General features: G+C 61.0%; 21 protein-coding genes. 15 read left to right on the forward strand and 6 right to left on the reverse strand.

Annotated elements, in window-relative coordinates; all coding sequences use genetic code 11:
- Position 1 precedes the first annotated feature (1 nt).
- The 4 genes from BK660_RS19780 to pilG all read right to left on the reverse strand — a co-directional run bounded on the left by BK660_RS19780 (position 2) and on the right by pilG (position 3,602).
- On the reverse strand, positions 2–2,059 hold the full coding sequence (locus BK660_RS19780) for a methyl-accepting chemotaxis protein (protein WP_123434718.1): 2,058 nt from the start codon (positions 2,057–2,059) through the stop codon (positions 2–4).
- Positions 2,060–2,230: 171 nt separating this feature from the next.
- Complete coding sequence (locus BK660_RS19785; protein WP_123434719.1) at positions 2,231–2,764, reverse strand: chemotaxis protein CheW; 534 nt, start codon at positions 2,762–2,764, stop codon at positions 2,231–2,233.
- Positions 2,765–2,774: 10 nt separating this feature from the next.
- The gene (pilH, locus tag BK660_RS19790; protein WP_027926574.1) at positions 2,775–3,140 is read right to left on the reverse strand and encodes a twitching motility response regulator PilH; all 366 of its coding nucleotides are present in this window, start codon (positions 3,138–3,140) and stop codon (positions 2,775–2,777) included.
- Positions 3,141–3,197: 57 nt separating this feature from the next.
- Positions 3,198–3,602: a twitching motility response regulator PilG gene (gene pilG, locus BK660_RS19795; protein WP_027926573.1), complete on the reverse strand. Its 405-nt coding sequence runs from the start codon at positions 3,600–3,602 to the stop codon at positions 3,198–3,200.
- On the opposite strand from pilG, the gene BK660_RS32650 reads away from it, so the two are divergent.
- The 8 genes from BK660_RS32650 (at position 3,591) to BK660_RS19830 (ending at position 9,861) form a co-directional block, all read left to right on the forward strand.
- Positions 3,591–3,761, forward strand: a complete 171-nt coding sequence (locus BK660_RS32650) for a hypothetical protein (RefSeq protein WP_185045147.1) — start codon at positions 3,591–3,593, stop codon at positions 3,759–3,761. The genes pilG and BK660_RS32650 overlap by 12 nt on opposite strands.
- A gap of 76 nt (positions 3,762–3,837) precedes the next feature.
- Positions 3,838–4,791, forward strand: coding sequence for a glutathione synthase (gshB, locus tag BK660_RS19800; protein WP_123434720.1), 954 nt, complete (start codon positions 3,838–3,840; stop codon positions 4,789–4,791).
- A 77-nt stretch (positions 4,792–4,868) separates the two neighbouring features.
- Entirely contained in the window at positions 4,869–5,768 is a 900-nt protein-coding gene (locus BK660_RS19805; RefSeq protein ID WP_123434721.1) for an energy transducer TonB, read from the forward strand.
- A gap of 180 nt (positions 5,769–5,948) precedes the next feature.
- A complete protein-coding gene (locus tag BK660_RS19810) occupies positions 5,949–6,521 on the forward strand; it encodes a YqgE/AlgH family protein (protein ID WP_123434722.1) in 573 nt (190 codons plus the stop codon).
- Positions 6,521–6,958 carry a Holliday junction resolvase RuvX gene (ruvX, locus tag BK660_RS19815; RefSeq protein WP_007945492.1) on the forward strand — a complete coding sequence of 146 codons (438 nt, stop codon included), beginning with the start codon at positions 6,521–6,523 and terminating at the stop codon, positions 6,956–6,958. The genes BK660_RS19810 and ruvX overlap by 1 nt, the downstream gene beginning before the upstream one ends.
- Before the next feature lie 99 nt (positions 6,959–7,057).
- Positions 7,058–7,561: a bifunctional pyr operon transcriptional regulator/uracil phosphoribosyltransferase PyrR gene (pyrR, locus tag BK660_RS19820; protein ID WP_123434723.1), complete on the forward strand. Its 504-nt coding sequence runs from the start codon at positions 7,058–7,060 to the stop codon at positions 7,559–7,561.
- A gap of 27 nt (positions 7,562–7,588) precedes the next feature.
- Positions 7,589–8,593 carry an aspartate carbamoyltransferase catalytic subunit gene (locus tag BK660_RS19825; RefSeq protein ID WP_123434724.1) on the forward strand — a complete coding sequence of 335 codons (1,005 nt, stop codon included), beginning with the start codon at positions 7,589–7,591 and terminating at the stop codon, positions 8,591–8,593.
- Complete coding sequence (locus BK660_RS19830; protein WP_123434725.1) at positions 8,590–9,861, forward strand: dihydroorotase; 1,272 nt, start codon at positions 8,590–8,592, stop codon at positions 9,859–9,861. The genes BK660_RS19825 and BK660_RS19830 overlap by 4 nt, the downstream gene beginning before the upstream one ends.
- Before the next feature lie 94 nt (positions 9,862–9,955).
- Here BK660_RS19830 and BK660_RS19835 read toward each other — a convergent pair whose 3' ends face one another.
- Positions 9,956–10,387 carry an NINE protein gene (locus BK660_RS19835; protein ID WP_123434726.1) on the reverse strand — a complete coding sequence of 144 codons (432 nt, stop codon included), beginning with the start codon at positions 10,385–10,387 and terminating at the stop codon, positions 9,956–9,958.
- A 250-nt stretch (positions 10,388–10,637) separates the two neighbouring features.
- Here BK660_RS19835 and BK660_RS19840 point away from each other — a divergent pair, with 250 nt between their 5' ends.
- Complete coding sequence (locus tag BK660_RS19840; protein WP_123434727.1) at positions 10,638–11,255, forward strand: C40 family peptidase; 618 nt, start codon at positions 10,638–10,640, stop codon at positions 11,253–11,255.
- A 137-nt stretch (positions 11,256–11,392) separates the two neighbouring features.
- Here BK660_RS19840 and BK660_RS19845 read toward each other — a convergent pair whose 3' ends face one another.
- Positions 11,393–12,427, reverse strand: a complete 1,035-nt coding sequence (locus BK660_RS19845; RefSeq protein ID WP_123434728.1) for a type IV pilus twitching motility protein PilT — start codon at positions 12,425–12,427, stop codon at positions 11,393–11,395.
- A gap of 57 nt (positions 12,428–12,484) precedes the next feature.
- Here BK660_RS19845 and BK660_RS19850 point away from each other — a divergent pair, with 57 nt between their 5' ends.
- From BK660_RS19850 to metW, 6 genes are all read left to right on the forward strand, one after another.
- Positions 12,485–13,171, forward strand: coding sequence for a YggS family pyridoxal phosphate-dependent enzyme (locus BK660_RS19850; RefSeq protein WP_123434729.1), 687 nt, complete (start codon positions 12,485–12,487; stop codon positions 13,169–13,171).
- Between the two features lie 25 nt (positions 13,172–13,196).
- A complete protein-coding gene (gene proC / locus BK660_RS19855) occupies positions 13,197–14,015 on the forward strand; it encodes a pyrroline-5-carboxylate reductase (RefSeq protein ID WP_123434730.1) in 819 nt (272 codons plus the stop codon).
- Between the two features lie 24 nt (positions 14,016–14,039).
- A complete protein-coding gene (locus tag BK660_RS19860; RefSeq protein WP_123434731.1) occupies positions 14,040–14,627 on the forward strand; it encodes a YggT family protein in 588 nt (195 codons plus the stop codon).
- Positions 14,627–14,923, forward strand: a complete 297-nt coding sequence (locus BK660_RS19865; RefSeq protein ID WP_123434732.1) for a DUF167 domain-containing protein — start codon at positions 14,627–14,629, stop codon at positions 14,921–14,923. Before BK660_RS19860 ends, BK660_RS19865 begins: the two co-directional genes overlap by 1 nt.
- Before the next feature lie 182 nt (positions 14,924–15,105).
- Complete coding sequence (gene metX / locus BK660_RS19870; protein ID WP_123434733.1) at positions 15,106–16,245, forward strand: homoserine O-succinyltransferase MetX; 1,140 nt, start codon at positions 15,106–15,108, stop codon at positions 16,243–16,245.
- Between the two features lie 7 nt (positions 16,246–16,252).
- Positions 16,253–16,873 (forward strand): methionine biosynthesis protein MetW, encoded by a 621-nt coding sequence (gene metW / locus BK660_RS19875; RefSeq protein ID WP_046029734.1) that lies wholly within the window; start codon positions 16,253–16,255, stop codon positions 16,871–16,873.

Consider the following 16,873-nt stretch of genomic DNA (forward strand, 5'->3'; position numbering starts at 1 on the left):
TTCACGCGTTGTCTGCCGCCTGCGCCTTGGCGGCCGGCAAGGTGAAGCCGGACACCGAACGCCGCAGCTGACTGGCCATTTTCGCCAGGTTGCCGATGCTCTCGGCGGTGGCGGTGGAACCGGACGAGGTCTGCGAGGTGATCTGTTGAATCACGTTCATCGTCAGGGAAATCTGCCCGGCCGAAGAGGTTTGTTGCTGCGCGGCGTTGGAAATACTCTGGATCAACGCAGCGAGGGTCTTCGACACCCCTTCGATTTCTTCCAGGGCCACACCGGCATCCTGCGCCAGCCGCGCGCCACGCACCACTTCTGTGGTGGTCTGCTCCATGGAAATCACCGCTTCGTTGGTGTCCGTCTGGATCGCCCGCACCAGGGTTTCAATTTGTCGGGTGGCAGCGGACGAGCGCTCCGCCAGGCGCTGTACCTCGTCGGCGACCACGGCAAAACCACGCCCGGCATCACCGGCCATCGACGCCTGAATAGCGGCGTTGAGCGCGAGGATGTTGGTCTGGTCGGCAATGTCATCGATCAGGCTGACGATGTCGCCGATTTCCTGAGAAGACTCACCCAGACGCTTGATGCGCTTGGCGGTGTCCTGAATCTGTTCGCGAATGTTGTCCATGCCGTGGATGGTGTTGTGCACCACCTCGTTGCCCTTGTTGGCAATTTCCACCGAGCGCTCGGCCACCGCTGACGATTCGGCGGCGTTGGCCGACACCTGGTCGATGGACTGGGCCATGTCGTTGATCGCGGTGGAAGCTTCGGAAATCTGCTGCGCCTGATGCTCCGAGGCCTGCGCCAGGTGCATGGCGGTGGCCTGGGTTTCCTGCACGGCGGCGGCGACCTGGCCGGCGGTGAGGTTGATGGTCGCCACCAGGTCGCGCAATTGGTCGACGGAATAGTTGATCGAGTCGGCGATGGTCCCGGTGAAGTCTTCGGTCACCGAGGCGGTGACGGTCAAGTCGCCGTCGGCCAGGTCTTCGATTTCGTCCAGCAGGCGCATGATCGCGTTCTGGTTGCGTTCGTTCTTCTCGGCGGTTTCCTGAAGCTGGCGGTTGGTTTCACGAACCATCACCAGGCCGATCAGGATGATCGACGTCAGCGCCAGCAAACCCAGCACGTAGCCGCCGATGGTGTCAGTGTTGCGCCCGCCGGCGAGGTTTTCGAAACCGGTGGCCAGGTGCGAGGCTTCGTCGAGCAGGGTTTGCGACAGGGTAAAAATGTTGGTCGCCGACTCGCGGACCTTGAACAGTTCGGGCGAAGTTTCGAGGATTTCATCCACCGAGCCCGAGACGAATTCGAACAGTTCGGAAATCTCGGTCAACCGGGCACGCGCATCGCGGTCCTCGACCTGGCTGATGCGCAGCGCGACGTTGCCCTGAAGCATGCCGTTAAGCACCTGACCGAAACGCGCGGCGTCGCGACCAAAGGCATCGGCGGCCTGCTGCGAGTTCTCGTCGCCGGACAGCACGGTATTCACCGCGCCCAAAATACGCTCGGCCAGCAACGATTGACGCTGGGCCATCGCCACCTGCGCCGCCGGCGCGCCCCGTTGCAGGAGAATCTCGACCACTTTCTCGTACTCGACCTGCAACTGCGGCACGGTTTCGGCCAGGGTCGCGGCGACCTGATGCAGCGACAGCACGGTCTGCTCGCTGGAGAGAATGGCGTCGGTGTTTTTCAGCAGGCGCTCCCAATCGAGCTGCACAGCGCGCATTTCCGGGCGCACAGTGGATGGCGCGGGCGGCAGGCCGGTGGCCGGGTCACCCTTCTTAAGGTAACCCCAGCGCAGGGCGAAATCGTTGCGCGCATCGCTGAGCAGCTTGAACGCGGCCGCTTTGCCGGCGGCGGCTTCGGTGGCGTTTTTGGCGATGCGCTGGGACAGCACGCGCAGCTCACCGGCGTGGCCGATGTACTGTTTGTCGTACGTGGCCTGAGTGTTGAGGTAAGCGAAATTGGCGAACAGCAGCATGATGAACACGATCAGCGCGATAAACAGCACGATGATCTGCGAGCGGCTGCGCGATCCTTCTGGCTTGCCTGTTTTTGTTTTTATCATCGGTCCTCGCCTGTTAACCAACCTTTAGAACCCGCCGAAGAACCCTTGTGTGAGCGGCGGTGCGACGATTCGACTTGCTCGCGAAAGCGGTCTATCAATCGACATCTATGTTGAATGATCCACCGCTTTCGCGAGCAAGCCCGCTCCCACATTTAATAGGTGGCGAGCCAACTAGAGCGCCACGTGCATAAAACCTTGCGACTGCGCCAGCGCAAACGGGCTGAACACTTGCCAGGCCTGTTCGCGCTGGAACTGGCCTTTGACGAACGCCGCCATCGGCCCGTTCGCCTGATCTGCCGGCTCCAGGCTGTCCTGGGCAAAGTGCTGCAAGCCGAAGACTTCGTCGACCAGCAACCCGGCAAACACCTCGTTATGTTCCACCACCAACACCCGCCGCTGCTTGCGCGGCGCCGAGACTTCGTGACCAAAGAAAGCGCACAGATCCATGACCGGCAGCAATCGCCCACGCAGGTTGGCCACCCCTTTGACCCAGGATTTGACGCCCGGCAACTGAGTGAAACGTGGTTCATGCAGGACTTCGCTGACTTCGCCCATCGGCGCGACGTACCAATCCTCGCCCATGCGAAAACCGATGCCGCTCCAGCTGTCCTGGCGGGTCGGCTGCGACGGCAGGTCCGCCGCCAGCAGACGACAGCGCTGGTCGATCTGCAGCAGCAGTTCGAAAGCCGTCAGCGACTCGGTCATGGCCGGACGATCAACCGGCCAGTACGTTGTTGAGGGTTTTGATCAGGGTTTCTTCGTCGACCGGTTTGGTCAGGTAGTCCTTGGCGCCCTGGCGCGTACCCCAGACCTTGTCGGTTTCCTGATCCTTGGTGGTGATGATGATCACCGGGATGTGCCCGGTGTCCGGGTCTTTGGTCAACTGACGGGTTGCCTGGAAACCGTTGAGGCCAGGCATGACGATGTCCATCAGCACGGCGTCAGGTTTTTCCTGACGGGCCAGGGCTACGCCGTCGGCGCCGTTTTCGGCTTTCAACACTTCGTGACCGTGCTTTTCCAGCATGCCGGTCAGTTTGTACATTTCGGTCGGCGAATCATCGACGATCAGAATACGTGCCATGGTCTTCCCCATTCTTGTCGACGCCGGGCCCGCTGGCCGAGCGTCACTGTGCGTGTCCTACTGCGGCAAAACGGCGGCGAAGCCCGGAACATGGGCCTGGATCGCGTTCAGCAATTCTTCCTTGCTGAAAGGCTTGGTCAAAAACTGGTCGGAGCCGACGATGCGCCCCTTGGCCTTGTCGAACAGCCCGTCCTTGGACGACAGCATAATCACTGGCGTGGACTTGAACGCACTGTTGTTCTTGATTAAAGCGCAGGTCTGATAGCCATCCAGACGCGGCATCATGATGTCGACAAAGATGATGCCGGGATGGTTATCGGCAATCTTGGCCAGCGCATCGAAACCGTCGATGGCCGTAATGACTTCACAACCCACATTCTTCAACAGCGTTTCGGCGGTGCGACGAATCGTCTTCGAGTCGTCGATCACCATGACCTTCAAGGCGCTGGAATGCTGATCCATAAATGCTCTACCGTCGCCTTTGCGAAACAAATTGTCCGTTTTTCGGTTACCGGTGGCTGGAAACCCTTGATGCTCAAGGGCCAGCACGGCATGGCAGCCTTTTTAGCACAGTCTCCAAATGCAATCTATCGGCCGGTCTTTGCGGTGGTTTTTCCTTGACCGGGAACACACTCAGCGCCACTCTGACGCCACTTTTTCGTGTCCATTCGGACCACCCATTTTCGAGGAAAAACCCATGAGCGTTCGCGTCGGGATTGTCATGGATCCTATTGCCAGCATCTCCTATAAAAAGGATAGCTCGCTGGCCATGCTGCTGGCTGCGCAGAAGCGCGGCTGGGAACTGTTCTATATGGAACAGCGCGATTTGTACCAAGGTGAAGGTGAAGCACGGGCGCGGATGCGTCCGCTGAAAGTCTTCGCCAACCCGGAAAAATGGTTCGAACTGGAAGCCGAGACCGACGCGCTGCTGAGCGATCTGGACGTGATCCTGATGCGCAAGGATCCGCCGTTCGACATGGAATTCGTGTACTCCACCTACCTGCTGGAGCAGGCCGAGCGCGCTGGCGTGCTGGTGGTCAACAAGCCGCAGAGCCTGCGTGACTGCAACGAAAAGCTGTTCGCCACGCTGTTCCCGCAATGCACGCCGCCGACCGTGGTCAGCCGTCGCGCCGATGTGCTGCGTGAATTCGCCGCCAAACACGGCGACGTGATCCTCAAGCCGCTGGACGGCATGGGCGGCACTTCGATTTTCCGTCACCGCGCCGGCGACCCGAACCTGTCGGTGATTCTGGAAACCCTGACCGCGCTGGGCACCCAGCAGATCATGGGCCAGGCTTACCTGCCGGCGATCAAGGACGGCGACAAGCGCATTCTGATGATCGACGGCGAGCCGGTGGATTACTGCCTGGCGCGAATTCCTGCCGCTGGCGAAACCCGTGGCAACCTCGCGGCCGGCGGTCGTGGCGAAGCTCGCCCGTTGACCGACAAGGATCGCTGGATCGCCGCCCAAGTGGGCCCGACCCTGCGCGAGAAAGGCCTGTTGTTCGTGGGTCTGGACGTGATCGGCGAGCACCTGACCGAAATCAACGTCACCAGCCCGACGTGCATTCGCGAGATTGATAACGCGTTCGGCACCGACATCGGTGGCCTGCTGATGGATGCCATCGATCAGAAGCTCAAGGCTCGTTGATATAGAACACCCAAGATGAAACCAACATTGCGTTATCATGCGCGGCCTGTGAAAAACGCGATGTTGGTTTTTTTGTCATGACACTTCCGTCCGATCTGCCCGCTGAACTCGCCCATCGTGGCGTGCGCCCGGCCGATCGCCTCGGTTTTACCCTGTTTCTGGCGGCGTTGATTCACCTGGCGTTGCTGTTGGGCGTCGGCTTTACGATGGTCGAGCCCAAACAGATCAGCAGAACCCTGGAAATCACCCTCGCCACCTTCAAGAGCGAAAAAAAGCCCGAAAAAGCTGATTTCCTCGCCCAGGAAAATCAGCAAGGCAGCGGCACCCTGGACAAAAAGGCCATTCCCAAGACCACCGAGGTCGCGCCGTTCCAGGACAACAAGGTGCAGAAAGTCACGCCACCGCCCGCCGCCAAGCCTGAAGTACAAGAAGCGCCGCCCAAGGCTGCCGTGACGACCATCGCACCGAAGCCGAAAAAAGCCCCGGCCAAGAACGAAGAGGTCAAACCGCAAACCAAAGCGGAGGTGGCCGCGCCGACGTTTGACAGTTCCCAGCTGTCCAGCGACATCGCCAGCCTCGAAGCGGAACTGGCCAACGAACAACAGTTGTACGCCAAGCGCCCGCGCATCCACCGCCTAAGCGCTGCTTCGACCATGAAAGACAAAGGCGCCTGGTATAAGGACGAATGGCGCAAGAAGGTCGAGCGCATCGGCAACCTCAACTACCCCGATGAAGCCCGCCGCCAACAGATTTACGGCAATTTGCGCTTGATGGTCTCGATCAACCGCGATGGCTCGCTGTATGAAGTGCTGGTGCTGGAGTCGTCCGGGCAGCCGTTGCTGGATCAGGCGGCGCAGCGGATCGTCAGGCTCGCGGCACCGTTTGCGCCGTTTACCGGGGACCTTTCGGACATCGACCGCCTGGAAATCATCCGCACGTGGAAGTTTGCGCGTGGGGACAGACTGTCCAGTAACTGACCCACACAAATCCCCTGTGGGAGCGGGCTTGCTCGCGAAGGTGTGGTGTCAGTCGACATCAGTGTTGAATGATTAACCGCATTCGCGAGCAAGCCCGCTCCCACATTTAAGCTGTGTCGACTGCCAAATTGCGGCATCCCCAGCTTGTCAGTTTGCCCCTCCAACGCCACACTAGCGCTCATGAAGAACGTCAGCCCCAGCTACCTCAAGCATCACTTCCTGATCGCCATGCCTCACATGGCCGACCCGAACTTTGCGCACACCTTGACCTACATCGTCGAGCACACCGCCAATGGTGCCATGGGGCTGGTGATCAACCGCCCGCAAGACCTGAATCTGGCCGAGATCCTCGAGCAACTGCGCCCGGACATCGAGCCACCCGCGCTGTGCCGGCATGTGCCGATTTTCATCGGCGGCCCGGTGCAGACCGATCGCGGTTTTGTCCTGCATCCCAAGGGCCAGAGCTATCAGGCGACCGTTGATCTGGAAGACCAACTGTCCCTGTCCACTTCCCAGGACGTGCTGTTCGCCATCGCCGACGGCGTGGGCCCGGCGAAAAGCCTGATCGCCCTCGGGTACGCGGGCTGGGAACCCGGCCAGCTGGATGCCGAACTGGCGCAGAACGCCTGGCTGACCTGCCCGTACGCCGCCGACATCCTGTTCAACACCAGCAGCGAACTGCGCCTTGAAGCGGCGGCTAAGCACCTCGGCGTTAACCTCAGCCTGCTGACCAGCCAGGCGGGGCACGCCTGATGGCCCTGCGCCTGATTTTGGGTTTTGACTACGGCACCAAACAGATCGGCGTCGCGGTCGGCCAGGTGATTACCGGCCAGGCCCGCGAGCTGTGCACCTTGAAGGCGCAGAACGGCGTTCCCGACTGGAATCAGGTCGAAGCCCTGATCAAGGAGTGGAAGCCTGACGCCGTAGTGGTCGGCCTGCCCCTGAACATGGACGGCACCCCGAGCGACATGTGCCTGCGCGCGGAAAAATTCGCCCGCCGCCTGAATGGCCGCTACAACCTGCCCTTCTATACCCACGACGAACGCTTGACCACGTTTGAAGCCAAAGGCGAGCGACGTGACCGCGGCGGGCAAAAAGGCAGTTACCGCGACAACCCGGTCGACGCCATTGCCGCCGCACTGCTGCTGCAAGGCTGGCTCGATGAGAACAGCGCGCTGTTCGAGTCCTGAAGCAACGAATCCTCAAGAGCCGCCGCAAGCGACTCTCTATAGCGACAACCCGAGCCACCCTTCAAGCAGCATCCGGCTCGGGCCCAAGAAGGAGCAACCATGAGCCTGCCCAATCCCGCCGAACTGATCAGCCAGATGGCGATCCGGCTTGACGCCTATCTGGCCAAACGTGGCATCAGCGAACCGCGTTACATCGGTATCCGTACCGGCGGCGTCTGGGTCGCCCAGGCGTTGCTCGAAGAACTGGGCAGCGACTCGCCGCTCGGCACCCTGGACGTGTCCTTCTACCGTGACGATTTCAGCCAGAATGGCCTGCACCCGCAGGTGCGCCCGTCGGCACTGCCGTTCGAGATCGAAGGCCAGCACCTGGTGCTGATCGACGACGTGCTCATGAGCGGCCGGACCATCCGCGCCGCCATGAACGAACTGTTCGACTACGGCCGCCCGGCCAGCGTAACGCTGGTCTGCCTGCTGGACCTCGACGCCGGCGAGTTGCCGATCAGCCCGAATGTGGTCGGCGCAACGCTGTCGCTGGCCGCCCACGAGCGGGTCAAGCTGTCCGGCCCCGAGCTCAAGCTTGAACTGCAAGACCTCGCCCTTTAATCCGCCCTATTGAGAGTCCCCCTCGCGATGACGCCTCTAGATACCAAGCGCCCGCTGCAGCTCAATGATCAGGGCCAGCTGCGCCACTTCCTCTCGCTCGACGGTTTGCGCCGCGAGCTGCTGACGGAAATCCTCGACACCGCTGACTCGTTCCTCGAAGTCGGCGCCCGGGCGGTGAAGAAAGTCCCGTTGCTGCGCGGCAAGACCGTGTGCAACGTGTTCTTCGAAAACTCCACCCGCACCCGCACCACCTTCGAACTCGCCGCCCAGCGGCTGTCGGCGGACGTGATCACCCTGAACGTGTCGACCTCGTCGGCCAGCAAGGGCGAAACCCTGCTCGACACCCTGCGCAACCTGGAAGCCATGGCCGCCGACATGTTTGTCGTGCGTCACGGTGACTCCGGCGCCGCGCACTTCATCGCCGAACATGTGTGCCCGCAAGTGGCGATCATCAACGGCGGCGACGGCCGGCACGCGCACCCGACGCAGGGCATGCTCGACATGCTGACGATCCGTCGTCACAAGGGCGGCTTCGAAAACCTCTCGGTGGCCATCGTCGGCGACATCCTGCACTCGCGGGTGGCACGTTCGAACATGCTGGCGCTGAAAACCCTCGGTTGCCCGGACATCCGCGTGATCGCACCGAAAACCCTGCTGCCGATCGGCGTCGAGCAATACGGCGTGAAGGTCTACACCGACATGACCGAAGGCCTGAAAGACGTCGACGTGGTGATCATGCTGCGCCTGCAACGCGAGCGCATGGCCGGTGGCCTGTTGCCGAGCGAGGGCGAGTTCTACCGCCTGTTCGGCCTGACCACCGCGCGCCTGGCCGGGGCCAAACCCGATTGCATCGTCATGCACCCTGGGCCGATCAACCGCGGGGTGGAGATTGAGTCGGCGGTGGCCGACGGTCCGCACTCGGTGATCCTCAACCAGGTCACCTACGGTATTGCGATTCGTATGGCCGTGCTGTCCATGGCCATGAGCGGGCAAACAGCCCAGCGCCAATTCGAGCAGGAGAACGCCCAGTGAAGCTCAGCATTCTCGGCGCACGCGTGATTGATCCGGCCTCTGGCCTGGATAAAGTGACTGATATCCACATTGAAGCCTGCAAGATCGTCGCCCTCGGCGCCGCGCCAGCCGGTTTTGTCGCGGTCGACACCCTCGATGCCCAAGGCCTGGTGGCCGCTCCCGGGCTGGTTGACCTGAACGTCGCCCTGCGCGAGCCGGGCTACAGCCGCAAAGGCTCGATCATCAGCGAAACCCGCGCCGCAGCCGCCGGCGGCGTGACCAGCCTGTGCTGCCCGCCGAAAACCAAACCGGTGCTGGACACCTCGGCCGTGGCCGAACTGATCCTCGACCGCGCCCGTGAAGCCGGCAACGCCAAGGTCTTCCCGATCGGCGCTCTGAGCAAAGGCCTCGACGGCGAACAGCTGGCCGAGCTCGTTGCCCTGCGCGATGCCGGTTGCGTAGCCTTCGGCAACGGCCTGGACAGTTTCCGCAACACCCGCACCCTGTGCCGGGCACTGGAATACGCAGCGACGTTCGACCTGACGGTGATTTTCAACTCGCAGGACCACGACCTGGCCGAAGGTGGTCTGGCCCATGAAGGCCCGACCGCCAGTTTCCTCGGTTTGCCGGGCATTCCGGAAACCGCTGAAACCGTGGCCCTGGCCCGTGACCTGTTGCTGGTCGAGCAAAGCGGCGTACGCGCGCACTTCAGCCAGCTCACCAGCGCTCGCGGCGTGGCCCTGATCGCTCAGGCCCAGGCCCGTGGACTGCCGGTGACCGCCGATGTGGCGTTGTATCAGCTAATCCTGACCGATGAAGCTTTGATTGACTTCAGCAGCCTCTACCACGTCCAGCCGCCGCTGCGCACCCGCGCCGACCGCGACGGCCTGCGTGCGGCTGTGAAATCGGGGGTGATCTCGGCCATCTCCAGCCATCACCAACCGCATGAACGGGATGCCAAACTGGCGCCGTTCGGCGCGACGGAGCCGGGCATCAGCAGTGTTGAATTGCTGCTGCCGCTGGCGATGACGCTGGTGGAGGATGGTTTGCTGGACCTGCCGACGTTGTTGGCGCGCTTGAGTGCCGGGCCTGCCGAGGCGCTGCGTTTGCCGGCCGGTAAGCTGGCGGTGGGTGGGCCAGCGGATATCGTGCTGTTCGACCCTGCGGCGTCGACCGTGGCGGGCGAAACCTGGCTGTCCAAGGGTGAGAACTGCCCGTTCATTGGGCATAGCCTGCCGAGCGTGGTGCGCTACACCTTGGTGGATGGGCGGATTAGCCACCAGGCGTAATACCGGGTTGCCTGCCTTCGCGAGCAAGCCCGCTCCCACACTAGATTTGTAAACGACACAGATCAAATGTGGGAGCGGGCTTGCTCGCGAAGGCTTACTGGAAAGCGCCTCTGTTCTGCGCGTTACGCACCGAAACCTGGTCATTCAGCGTCCAGAAGTCATACAGCACCCCGACAAAGAACAACCCGCCCGTCACCAGGTACAGCAATCCGCTGATCCACTTCCCCTGATACATCCGGTGTACGCCGAACACCCCTAGAAACGTCAGCAGAATCCACGCCACGTTGTATTCGATCGGCCCCGCGGTGAACCGAAGGTCCGCTTCACGGTCCATTGCCGGGATCAGAAACAGGTCGATCAGCCAGCCGATTCCCAACAAGCCAAAGGTGAAGAACCAGATCGTCCCGGTCACCGGCTTGCCGTAATAGAAGCGGTGAGCGCCGGTAAAACCGAAAATCCACAGCAGATAACCGATCACTTTGCTGTGCGTATCTTGATGCGCGGCGGACTGTTGATAGCTGTTCATGGAGCACCTCGATTCACACGATAGATAAATATTCTTTAAATCTTTGTGACTTTTTTACAGGTTGCCGACGTATGGCAAATGGTACCGTGATGTCCGTCAAAGCCTTATAGCACCTGACTTCTGTCCGACAATTGCGTCCATTTGCCGCTTGTTTGGTTCCATTGACCACCAGGTTGAATCGACCAACGGCCTCGGAAGGGCAAAAAAAGCTGTTATAAAGTTGCGCGTTCACCTATTCGAGCCCTGCCTAATGCGTCCATTTTTCAAGACATGGCTAACCATTTGCCTTTTGATGCCACTGGCCGCCCACGCCACCAATCGTGAGCAACGTCTTCCAAACGTTAATGGTTACACCCCAAAATCCCACGTTTCTGCTCCTTCGAGCAAAAACAAACAAAATGCAAAACACTCGGCCCAGCTGAGTGACAACAGCAAGCTTGTTCCGCCGATGGCGAGCAAGACCAGCAGCAACGTGCTGAGCCGCGCTGTAAACGTCCTCGGTACGCCTTACCGTTGGGGCGGCAGCAGCCCAAGTAAAGGGTTCGACTGCAGCGGCCTGGTGAAATATGCGTTTAACGACGCCACGTTTGACCTGCCGCGCACTTCTAACGCCATGGCCAGCGGTCACGGCGAGAAAGTCGATCGCAGCGATTTGAAGCCGGGCGACCTGATTTTCTTCAACATCAAGAGCCGTCGGGTCAATCACGTTGCCATCTACCTGGGCAACGACCGCTTCATCCACGCTCCACGTCGTGGCAAGTCGGTGACCATCGACACGCTGAAGAAGCCGTACTGGGAAAGCCACTACGTGGTTGCCAAGCGGGTTCTGCCGAAAGAACCGAATCAGATGCGCGTCGTACAGCGCTGATCCGAAAATCCCGGGCCTGTCCCGGGATTTTTTTTGTGCATGATGACCCTTTCGCGAGCAGGCTCGCTCCCACATGGACTGCATCAATCCTGTGGGAGCGAGCCTGCTCGCGAAGGGGCCCGTGAGAACACCGCACCTCAAAAGTTATCCGGCGACCGCGCCTTCTCCCGCGCATGCTCGCGGCTGATCAAGCCCTTGGTCACCAAGTCCTTCAAGCACATATCCAGCGTCTGCATCCCCAGGTTCCCGCCGGTCTGAATCGACGAGTACATCTGCGCAACCTTGTCTTCGCGGATCAGGTTACGGATCGCCGACGTGCCGAGCATGATCTCGTGCGCCGCAATCCGCCCGCCACCGATCTTCTTCACCAGCGACTGCGACACCACCGCCAGCAACGACTCGGACAGCATCGAACGCACCATCGACTTCTCATCCCCCGGAAACACATCCACCACCCGGTCGATGGTTTTCGCCGCTGAGGTGGTGTGCAGCGTGCCGAACACCAGATGCCCGGTCTCGGCGGCGGTCAGCGCCAGGCGGATGGTCTCCAGATCCCGCATCTCCCCCACCAGGATCACGTCCGGGTCTTCCCGCAGCGCCGAACGCAAGGCCGTGGCGAAACTGCGCGTATCGCGATGCACTTCGCGCTGGTTGATCAGGCATTTGCGCGATTCGTGGACGAACTCGATCGGGTCTTCGATGGTGAGAATGTGGTGATGGCGATGGTTGTTCAGGTAATCGATCATCGCCGCCAACGTGGTGGACTTGCCAGAGCCGGTCGGCCCCGTCACCAGCACCAGCCCACGCGGCGCGTCGGTGATTTTGCGAAACACCTCGCCCATGCCGAGGTCGTCCATGCTCAGGACCTTCGACGGAATGGTCCGGAACACGGCGCCTGCGCCACGGTTCTGGTTAAAGGCGTTTACCCGGAAGCGCGCCACGCCAGGTACTTCAAAAGAAAAATCGGTTTCCAGGTGTTTCTCGAAGTCCACCCGCTGGGTGTCGTTCATGATGTCGTAGATCAGCGCCTGCACCTGTTTATGGTCCAGGGCCGGCAGGTTGATGCGTCGCACATCGCCGTCGACACGGATCATCGGTGGCAGGCCGGCGGACAAGTGCAGGTCGGATGCGCCCTGTTTAGCGCTGAAAGCCAGCAGTTCAGTGATATCCATAGCGCCCCTCAATTCCAGTAGAATGCCGCGAACCTTCAGACCGCTGGCGCACATTGAATGTCCACGATAGCAGACAACATTGCTCAGGTTAGTTCACGCATCCGTGCCGCCGCCCTGGCTGCCCAGCGCGATGAGCACAGCGTTCAGCTACTGGCCGTGAGCAAGACCAAACCCGCCCAAGCCCTGCGCGAAGCGTATGCCGCCGGCCTGCGCGACTTTGGCGAGAACTACCTGCAGGAGGCCTTGGGCAAACAGCTCGAACTGGCCGACCTGCCCTTGATCTGGCACTTCATCGGCCCCATTCAATCGAACAAGACTCGCGCTATCGCCGAGCACTTCGCCTGGGTGCATTCCGTGGATCGATTGAAAATCGCACAACGTCTGTCCGAACAACGCCCTGCCGATCTGCCGCCCTTGAACATCTGCATCCAGGTCAACGTCAGCGGTGAAGCCAGCAAATCCGGCTGCACCCCGGCCGACCTGCCGGCCCTGGTCAAGGCCATCAGCGAATTGCCGCGCCTTCATCTGCGCGGGTTGATGGCGATTCCCGAGCCGACGGATGATCGTGCCGAACAGGATGCCGCTTTTGCTGCCGTACAAAGCCTGCAAGCCAGCCTGAACCTGCCACTCGACACACTTTCCATGGGCATGAGCCATGACCTCGAGTCGGCCATCGCCCAAGGCGCTACCTGGGTCCGTATCGGCACGGCCCTGTTCGGCGCCCGCGACTACAGCCAGCCTTGACCACTTTCTTTTTTAAGGACCTGACATGAGCAAAACCCGTATTGCCTTTATCGGTGCCGGCAACATGGCCGCCAGCCTGATCGGTGGCCTGCGCGCCAAAGGTCTGGACGCCTCGCAAATCCGCGCCAGCGATCCGGGTGCTGAAACCCGCGCCAAGGTGGCTGCCGAACACGGCATCGAAGTCTTCGCCGACAACGCCGACGCCACCCGGGATGCCGACGTCATCGTACTGGCGGTCAAACCCCAAGCGATGAAAACCGTGTGCGAAGCGATTCGCCCGAGCCTCAAGCCGAATCAACTGGTGGTGTCGATTGCCGCTGGCATCACCTGCGCCAGCATGAACAACTGGCTCGGCGCCCAACCAATCGTGCGCTGCATGCCCAACACTCCGGCGCTGCTGCGTCAGGGCGTGAGCGGTTTGTATGCCACCGCCGAAGTGAACGCCGATCAACGCCAGCAAGCGCAACAACTGCTCTCGGCCGTGGGCATCGCCCTGTGGCTGAACGAGGAACAGCAGCTGGACGCGGTCACCGCCGTTTCCGGTTCTGGCCCGGCGTATTTCTTCCTGCTTATCGAAGCGATGACCGCCGCCGGCGTGAAACTTGGCCTGCCGGCAGACATTGCCGCGCAACTGACCCTGCAAACTGCGCTGGGCGCCGCGCACATGGCGGTTGCCAGCGATGTCGATGCCGCCGAACTGCGTCGTCGTGTAACGTCGCCTGCGGGCACCACGGAAGCTGCGATCAAGTCATTCCAGGCCGGGGGCTTCGAAGCTCTGGTCGAAACAGCACTCGGCGCCGCCGCGCATCGCTCGGCCGAGATGGCTGAGCAACTCGGTCGCTAATCAGCTCTTACAAAGGAATCAACGATGCTCGGACTCAATGACGCTGCCATTTTCATCATTAAAACCCTTGGCAGCCTGTACCTGCTGATCGTACTGATGCGTTTCATCCTGCAACTGGTTCGGGCGAACTTCTACAACCCGCTCTGCCAGTTCATCGTCAAAGCCACTCAGCCGTTGCTCAAGCCGCTGCGTCGGGTGATCCCGAGCATGTTCGGGCTCGACATGTCGTCGCTGGTGCTGGCGCTGATCATCCAGATGCTGCTGATCGCCGTCATCCTGGCGCTCAAAGGCTTCATGGTCGACTGGCTGCTGTTGGTGCCATGGGCCCTGATCGCGCTGTTCTCGCTGTTTTTGAACATTCTGTTCTACGCCATGATCATCAGCGTGATCCTGTCCTGGGTCGCCCCGGGCAGCCACAATCCGGGCGCCGAGCTGGTCGCGCAGATTACTGAGCCGGTCCTCGCACCGTTCCGTAAGATCATCCCGAACCTTGGCGGTCTGGATATTTCGCCGATCTTCGCCTTCATCGTGATCCAGCTGCTGCAAAGCTGGCTGATCCCGCGCCTGGCCTACTTTGCCTTCATGCCGCAGGGGCTGCTCGGCCTGATCTGATGAGCTACTTTCGCTGGGAAGGTGACGACCTGATTCTGGAGTGTCACCTGCAACCGGCGGCCCGCAGTGATGATTTCTGCGGGCTGCACGGCGATCGCCTGAAAATTCGCCTGACCGCGCCGCCGGTTGAAGGCAAGGCCAATGCGTATCTGATGGCGTTTCTGGCCAAGGCATTTGGGGTGTCCAAGAGCCAGGTCAGTTTGATCAGCGGCGAGTTGAACCGGCAGAAACGGGTGCGAATTTGTTCGCCAAAGAAGCTGCCGGAGTTGCCTGATCTGGTGCGTCCGGCAGGATGACCGCGTCATCGTTCATCGCGGGCAAGCCCGGCTCCCACAGGGGATCGCATTCCATTGTGGGAGCGTGGCTTGCCCGCGATGGCCGCGCCTCGGTCTGACAGGGAAAATCAGCTCAGCCCTTTGCTTGCCGCTAACCCCCCCGGTCTTTAGACTTACGCCTCATTTCAACGAGAGCAGGGTCGATGCCAACTGCCTTTCCCCCCGATTCTGTTGGTCTGGTGACGCCGCAAGTGGCGCACTTCAGCGAACCCCTGGCCCTGGCCTGCGGGCGTTCGCTTCCAGCCTATGACCTGATCTACGAAACCTACGGCACGCTGAACGCCACGGCGAGCAACGCCGTGCTGATTTGCCATGCGTTGTCCGGTCACCATCATGCTGCCGGTTTTCACAGCGCCGACGACCGTAAACCCGGTTGGTGGGACAGCTGCATCGGTCCCGGCAAGCCGATCGACACCAGCAAATTCTTCGTCGTCAGCCTGAACAACCTCGGCGGTTGCAACGGTTCAACCGGCCCGAGCAGCATCAACCCGGAAACCGGCAAGCCCTTCGGCGCCGATTTCCCGGTGCTGACCGTGGAAGACTGGGTGCACAGCCAGGCGCGTCTGGCCGACCGTATCGGCATCAGCCAATGGGCGGCGGTGATTGGCGGCAGCCTCGGCGGCATGCAGGCGATGCAATGGAGCATCACCTACCCGGAACGCATTCGCCACTGCCTGGCCATCGCCTCGGCGCCCAAGCTCTCGGCACAGAACATCGCCTTCAACGAAGTGGCACGCCAGGCCATCCTCACCGACCCCGAATTCCACGGCGGTTCGTTCCAGGAAGCGGGCGTGATCCCCAAGCGCGGCTTGATGCTGGCGCGGATGGTCGGGCACATCACCTACCTGTCCGACGACTCCATGGGCGAGAAATTCGGCCGCGGCCTCAAGAGTGAGAAGCTCAACTACGACTTCCACAGCGTCGAGTTCCAGGTCGAAAGCTACCTGCGTTATCAGGGCGAGGAGTTCTCCGGGCGGTTCGACGCCAACACCTATTTGCTGATGACCAAGGCGCTGGACTACTTCGACCCGGCAGCGAACTTCGACGACGACCTGGCGAAAACCTTCGCCAACGCCCAGGCCAAGTTCTGCGTGATGTCCTTCACCACTGACTGGCGCTTCTCCCCTGCCCGCTCGCGGGAACTGGTGGACGCGCTGATGGCGGCCAAGAAAGACGTCTGCTACCTCGAGATCGATGCTCCGCAAGGCCACGACGCCTTCCTGATTCCGATCCCGCGTTACTTGCAGGCCTTCAGCAATTACATGAACCGCATTACGTTGTGAGAAAGCCATGAGAGCTGATCTGGAAATCATCCAGGAATGGATCCCCGCCGGCAGCCGCGTGCTCGACCTTGGCTGCGGTGATGGCGAACTGCTGACCTGGCTGCGCGACCATAAGCAAGTCACCGGTTATGGCCTGGAAAACGACCCGGACAACATCGCCGAGTGCGTGGCCAAGGGCATCAACGTCATCGAGCAGGACCTGGACAAGGGCCTGGGCAACTTTGCCAGCAACAGCTTCGACATCGTGGTCATGACCCAGGCGCTGCAAGCCGTGCATTACCCGGACAAAATCCTCGACGAAATGCTGCGGGTCGGTCGCCAGTGCATCATCACCTTCCCCAACTTCGGTCACTGGCGTTGCCGCTGGTACCTGGCAAGCAAGGGGCGGATGCCGGTTTCCGAGTTTCTGCCGTACACCTGGTACAACACGCCGAACATCCACTTCTGCACTTTTGAAGACTTTGAGGCGTTGTGTCGCGAACGTGAAGCCAAGGTCATTGATCGGCTTGCCGTGGATCAACAGCATCGGCACGGGTGGGCCAGTAAGCTATGGCCTAATCTGTTAGGTGAGATCGGTATTTACCGCGTCAGCAGCCCCGGGCTGCAGGATCACAAGGTCGCGGTCTGA

Origin of the sequence: Pseudomonas brassicacearum (genome assembly GCF_003732265.1) — a bacterium.
In the GTDB taxonomy this organism is placed as follows: Bacteria; Pseudomonadota; Gammaproteobacteria; order Pseudomonadales; family Pseudomonadaceae; genus Aquipseudomonas; species Aquipseudomonas brassicacearum_D.

What these genes read in the sequence shown, in the direction of transcription:
- BK660_RS19780 (WP_123434718.1), bottom strand. Translation starts at nt 2,059, where the DNA reads ATGATAAAAACAAAAACAGGCAAGCCAGAAGGATCGCGCAGCCGCTCG.
- BK660_RS19785 (WP_123434719.1), bottom strand. Translation starts at nt 2,764, where the DNA reads ATGACCGAGTCGCTGACGGCTTTCGAACTGCTGCTGCAGATCGACCAG.
- pilH (WP_027926574.1), bottom strand. Translation starts at nt 3,140, where the DNA reads ATGGCACGTATTCTGATCGTCGATGATTCGCCGACCGAAATGTACAAA.
- BK660_RS32650 (WP_185045147.1), top strand. Translation starts at nt 3,591, where the DNA reads ATGCTGATCCATAAATGCTCTACCGTCGCCTTTGCGAAACAAATTGTC.
- pilG (WP_027926573.1), bottom strand. Translation starts at nt 3,602, where the DNA reads ATGGATCAGCATTCCAGCGCCTTGAAGGTCATGGTGATCGACGACTCG.
- gshB (WP_123434720.1), top strand. Translation starts at nt 3,838, where the DNA reads ATGAGCGTTCGCGTCGGGATTGTCATGGATCCTATTGCCAGCATCTCC.
- BK660_RS19805 (WP_123434721.1), top strand. Translation starts at nt 4,869, where the DNA reads ATGACACTTCCGTCCGATCTGCCCGCTGAACTCGCCCATCGTGGCGTG.
- BK660_RS19810 (WP_123434722.1), top strand. Translation starts at nt 5,949, where the DNA reads ATGAAGAACGTCAGCCCCAGCTACCTCAAGCATCACTTCCTGATCGCC.
- ruvX (WP_007945492.1), top strand. Translation starts at nt 6,521, where the DNA reads ATGGCCCTGCGCCTGATTTTGGGTTTTGACTACGGCACCAAACAGATC.
- pyrR (WP_123434723.1), top strand. Translation starts at nt 7,058, where the DNA reads ATGAGCCTGCCCAATCCCGCCGAACTGATCAGCCAGATGGCGATCCGG.
- BK660_RS19825 (WP_123434724.1), top strand. Translation starts at nt 7,589, where the DNA reads ATGACGCCTCTAGATACCAAGCGCCCGCTGCAGCTCAATGATCAGGGC.
- BK660_RS19835 (WP_123434726.1), bottom strand. Translation starts at nt 10,387, where the DNA reads ATGAACAGCTATCAACAGTCCGCCGCGCATCAAGATACGCACAGCAAA.
- BK660_RS19840 (WP_123434727.1), top strand. Translation starts at nt 10,638, where the DNA reads ATGCGTCCATTTTTCAAGACATGGCTAACCATTTGCCTTTTGATGCCA.
- BK660_RS19845 (WP_123434728.1), bottom strand. Translation starts at nt 12,427, where the DNA reads ATGGATATCACTGAACTGCTGGCTTTCAGCGCTAAACAGGGCGCATCC.
- BK660_RS19850 (WP_123434729.1), top strand. Translation starts at nt 12,485, where the DNA reads ATGTCCACGATAGCAGACAACATTGCTCAGGTTAGTTCACGCATCCGT.
- proC (WP_123434730.1), top strand. Translation starts at nt 13,197, where the DNA reads ATGAGCAAAACCCGTATTGCCTTTATCGGTGCCGGCAACATGGCCGCC.
- BK660_RS19860 (WP_123434731.1), top strand. Translation starts at nt 14,040, where the DNA reads ATGCTCGGACTCAATGACGCTGCCATTTTCATCATTAAAACCCTTGGC.
- BK660_RS19865 (WP_123434732.1), top strand. Translation starts at nt 14,627, where the DNA reads ATGAGCTACTTTCGCTGGGAAGGTGACGACCTGATTCTGGAGTGTCAC.
- metX (WP_123434733.1), top strand. Translation starts at nt 15,106, where the DNA reads ATGCCAACTGCCTTTCCCCCCGATTCTGTTGGTCTGGTGACGCCGCAA.
- metW (WP_046029734.1), top strand. Translation starts at nt 16,253, where the DNA reads ATGAGAGCTGATCTGGAAATCATCCAGGAATGGATCCCCGCCGGCAGC.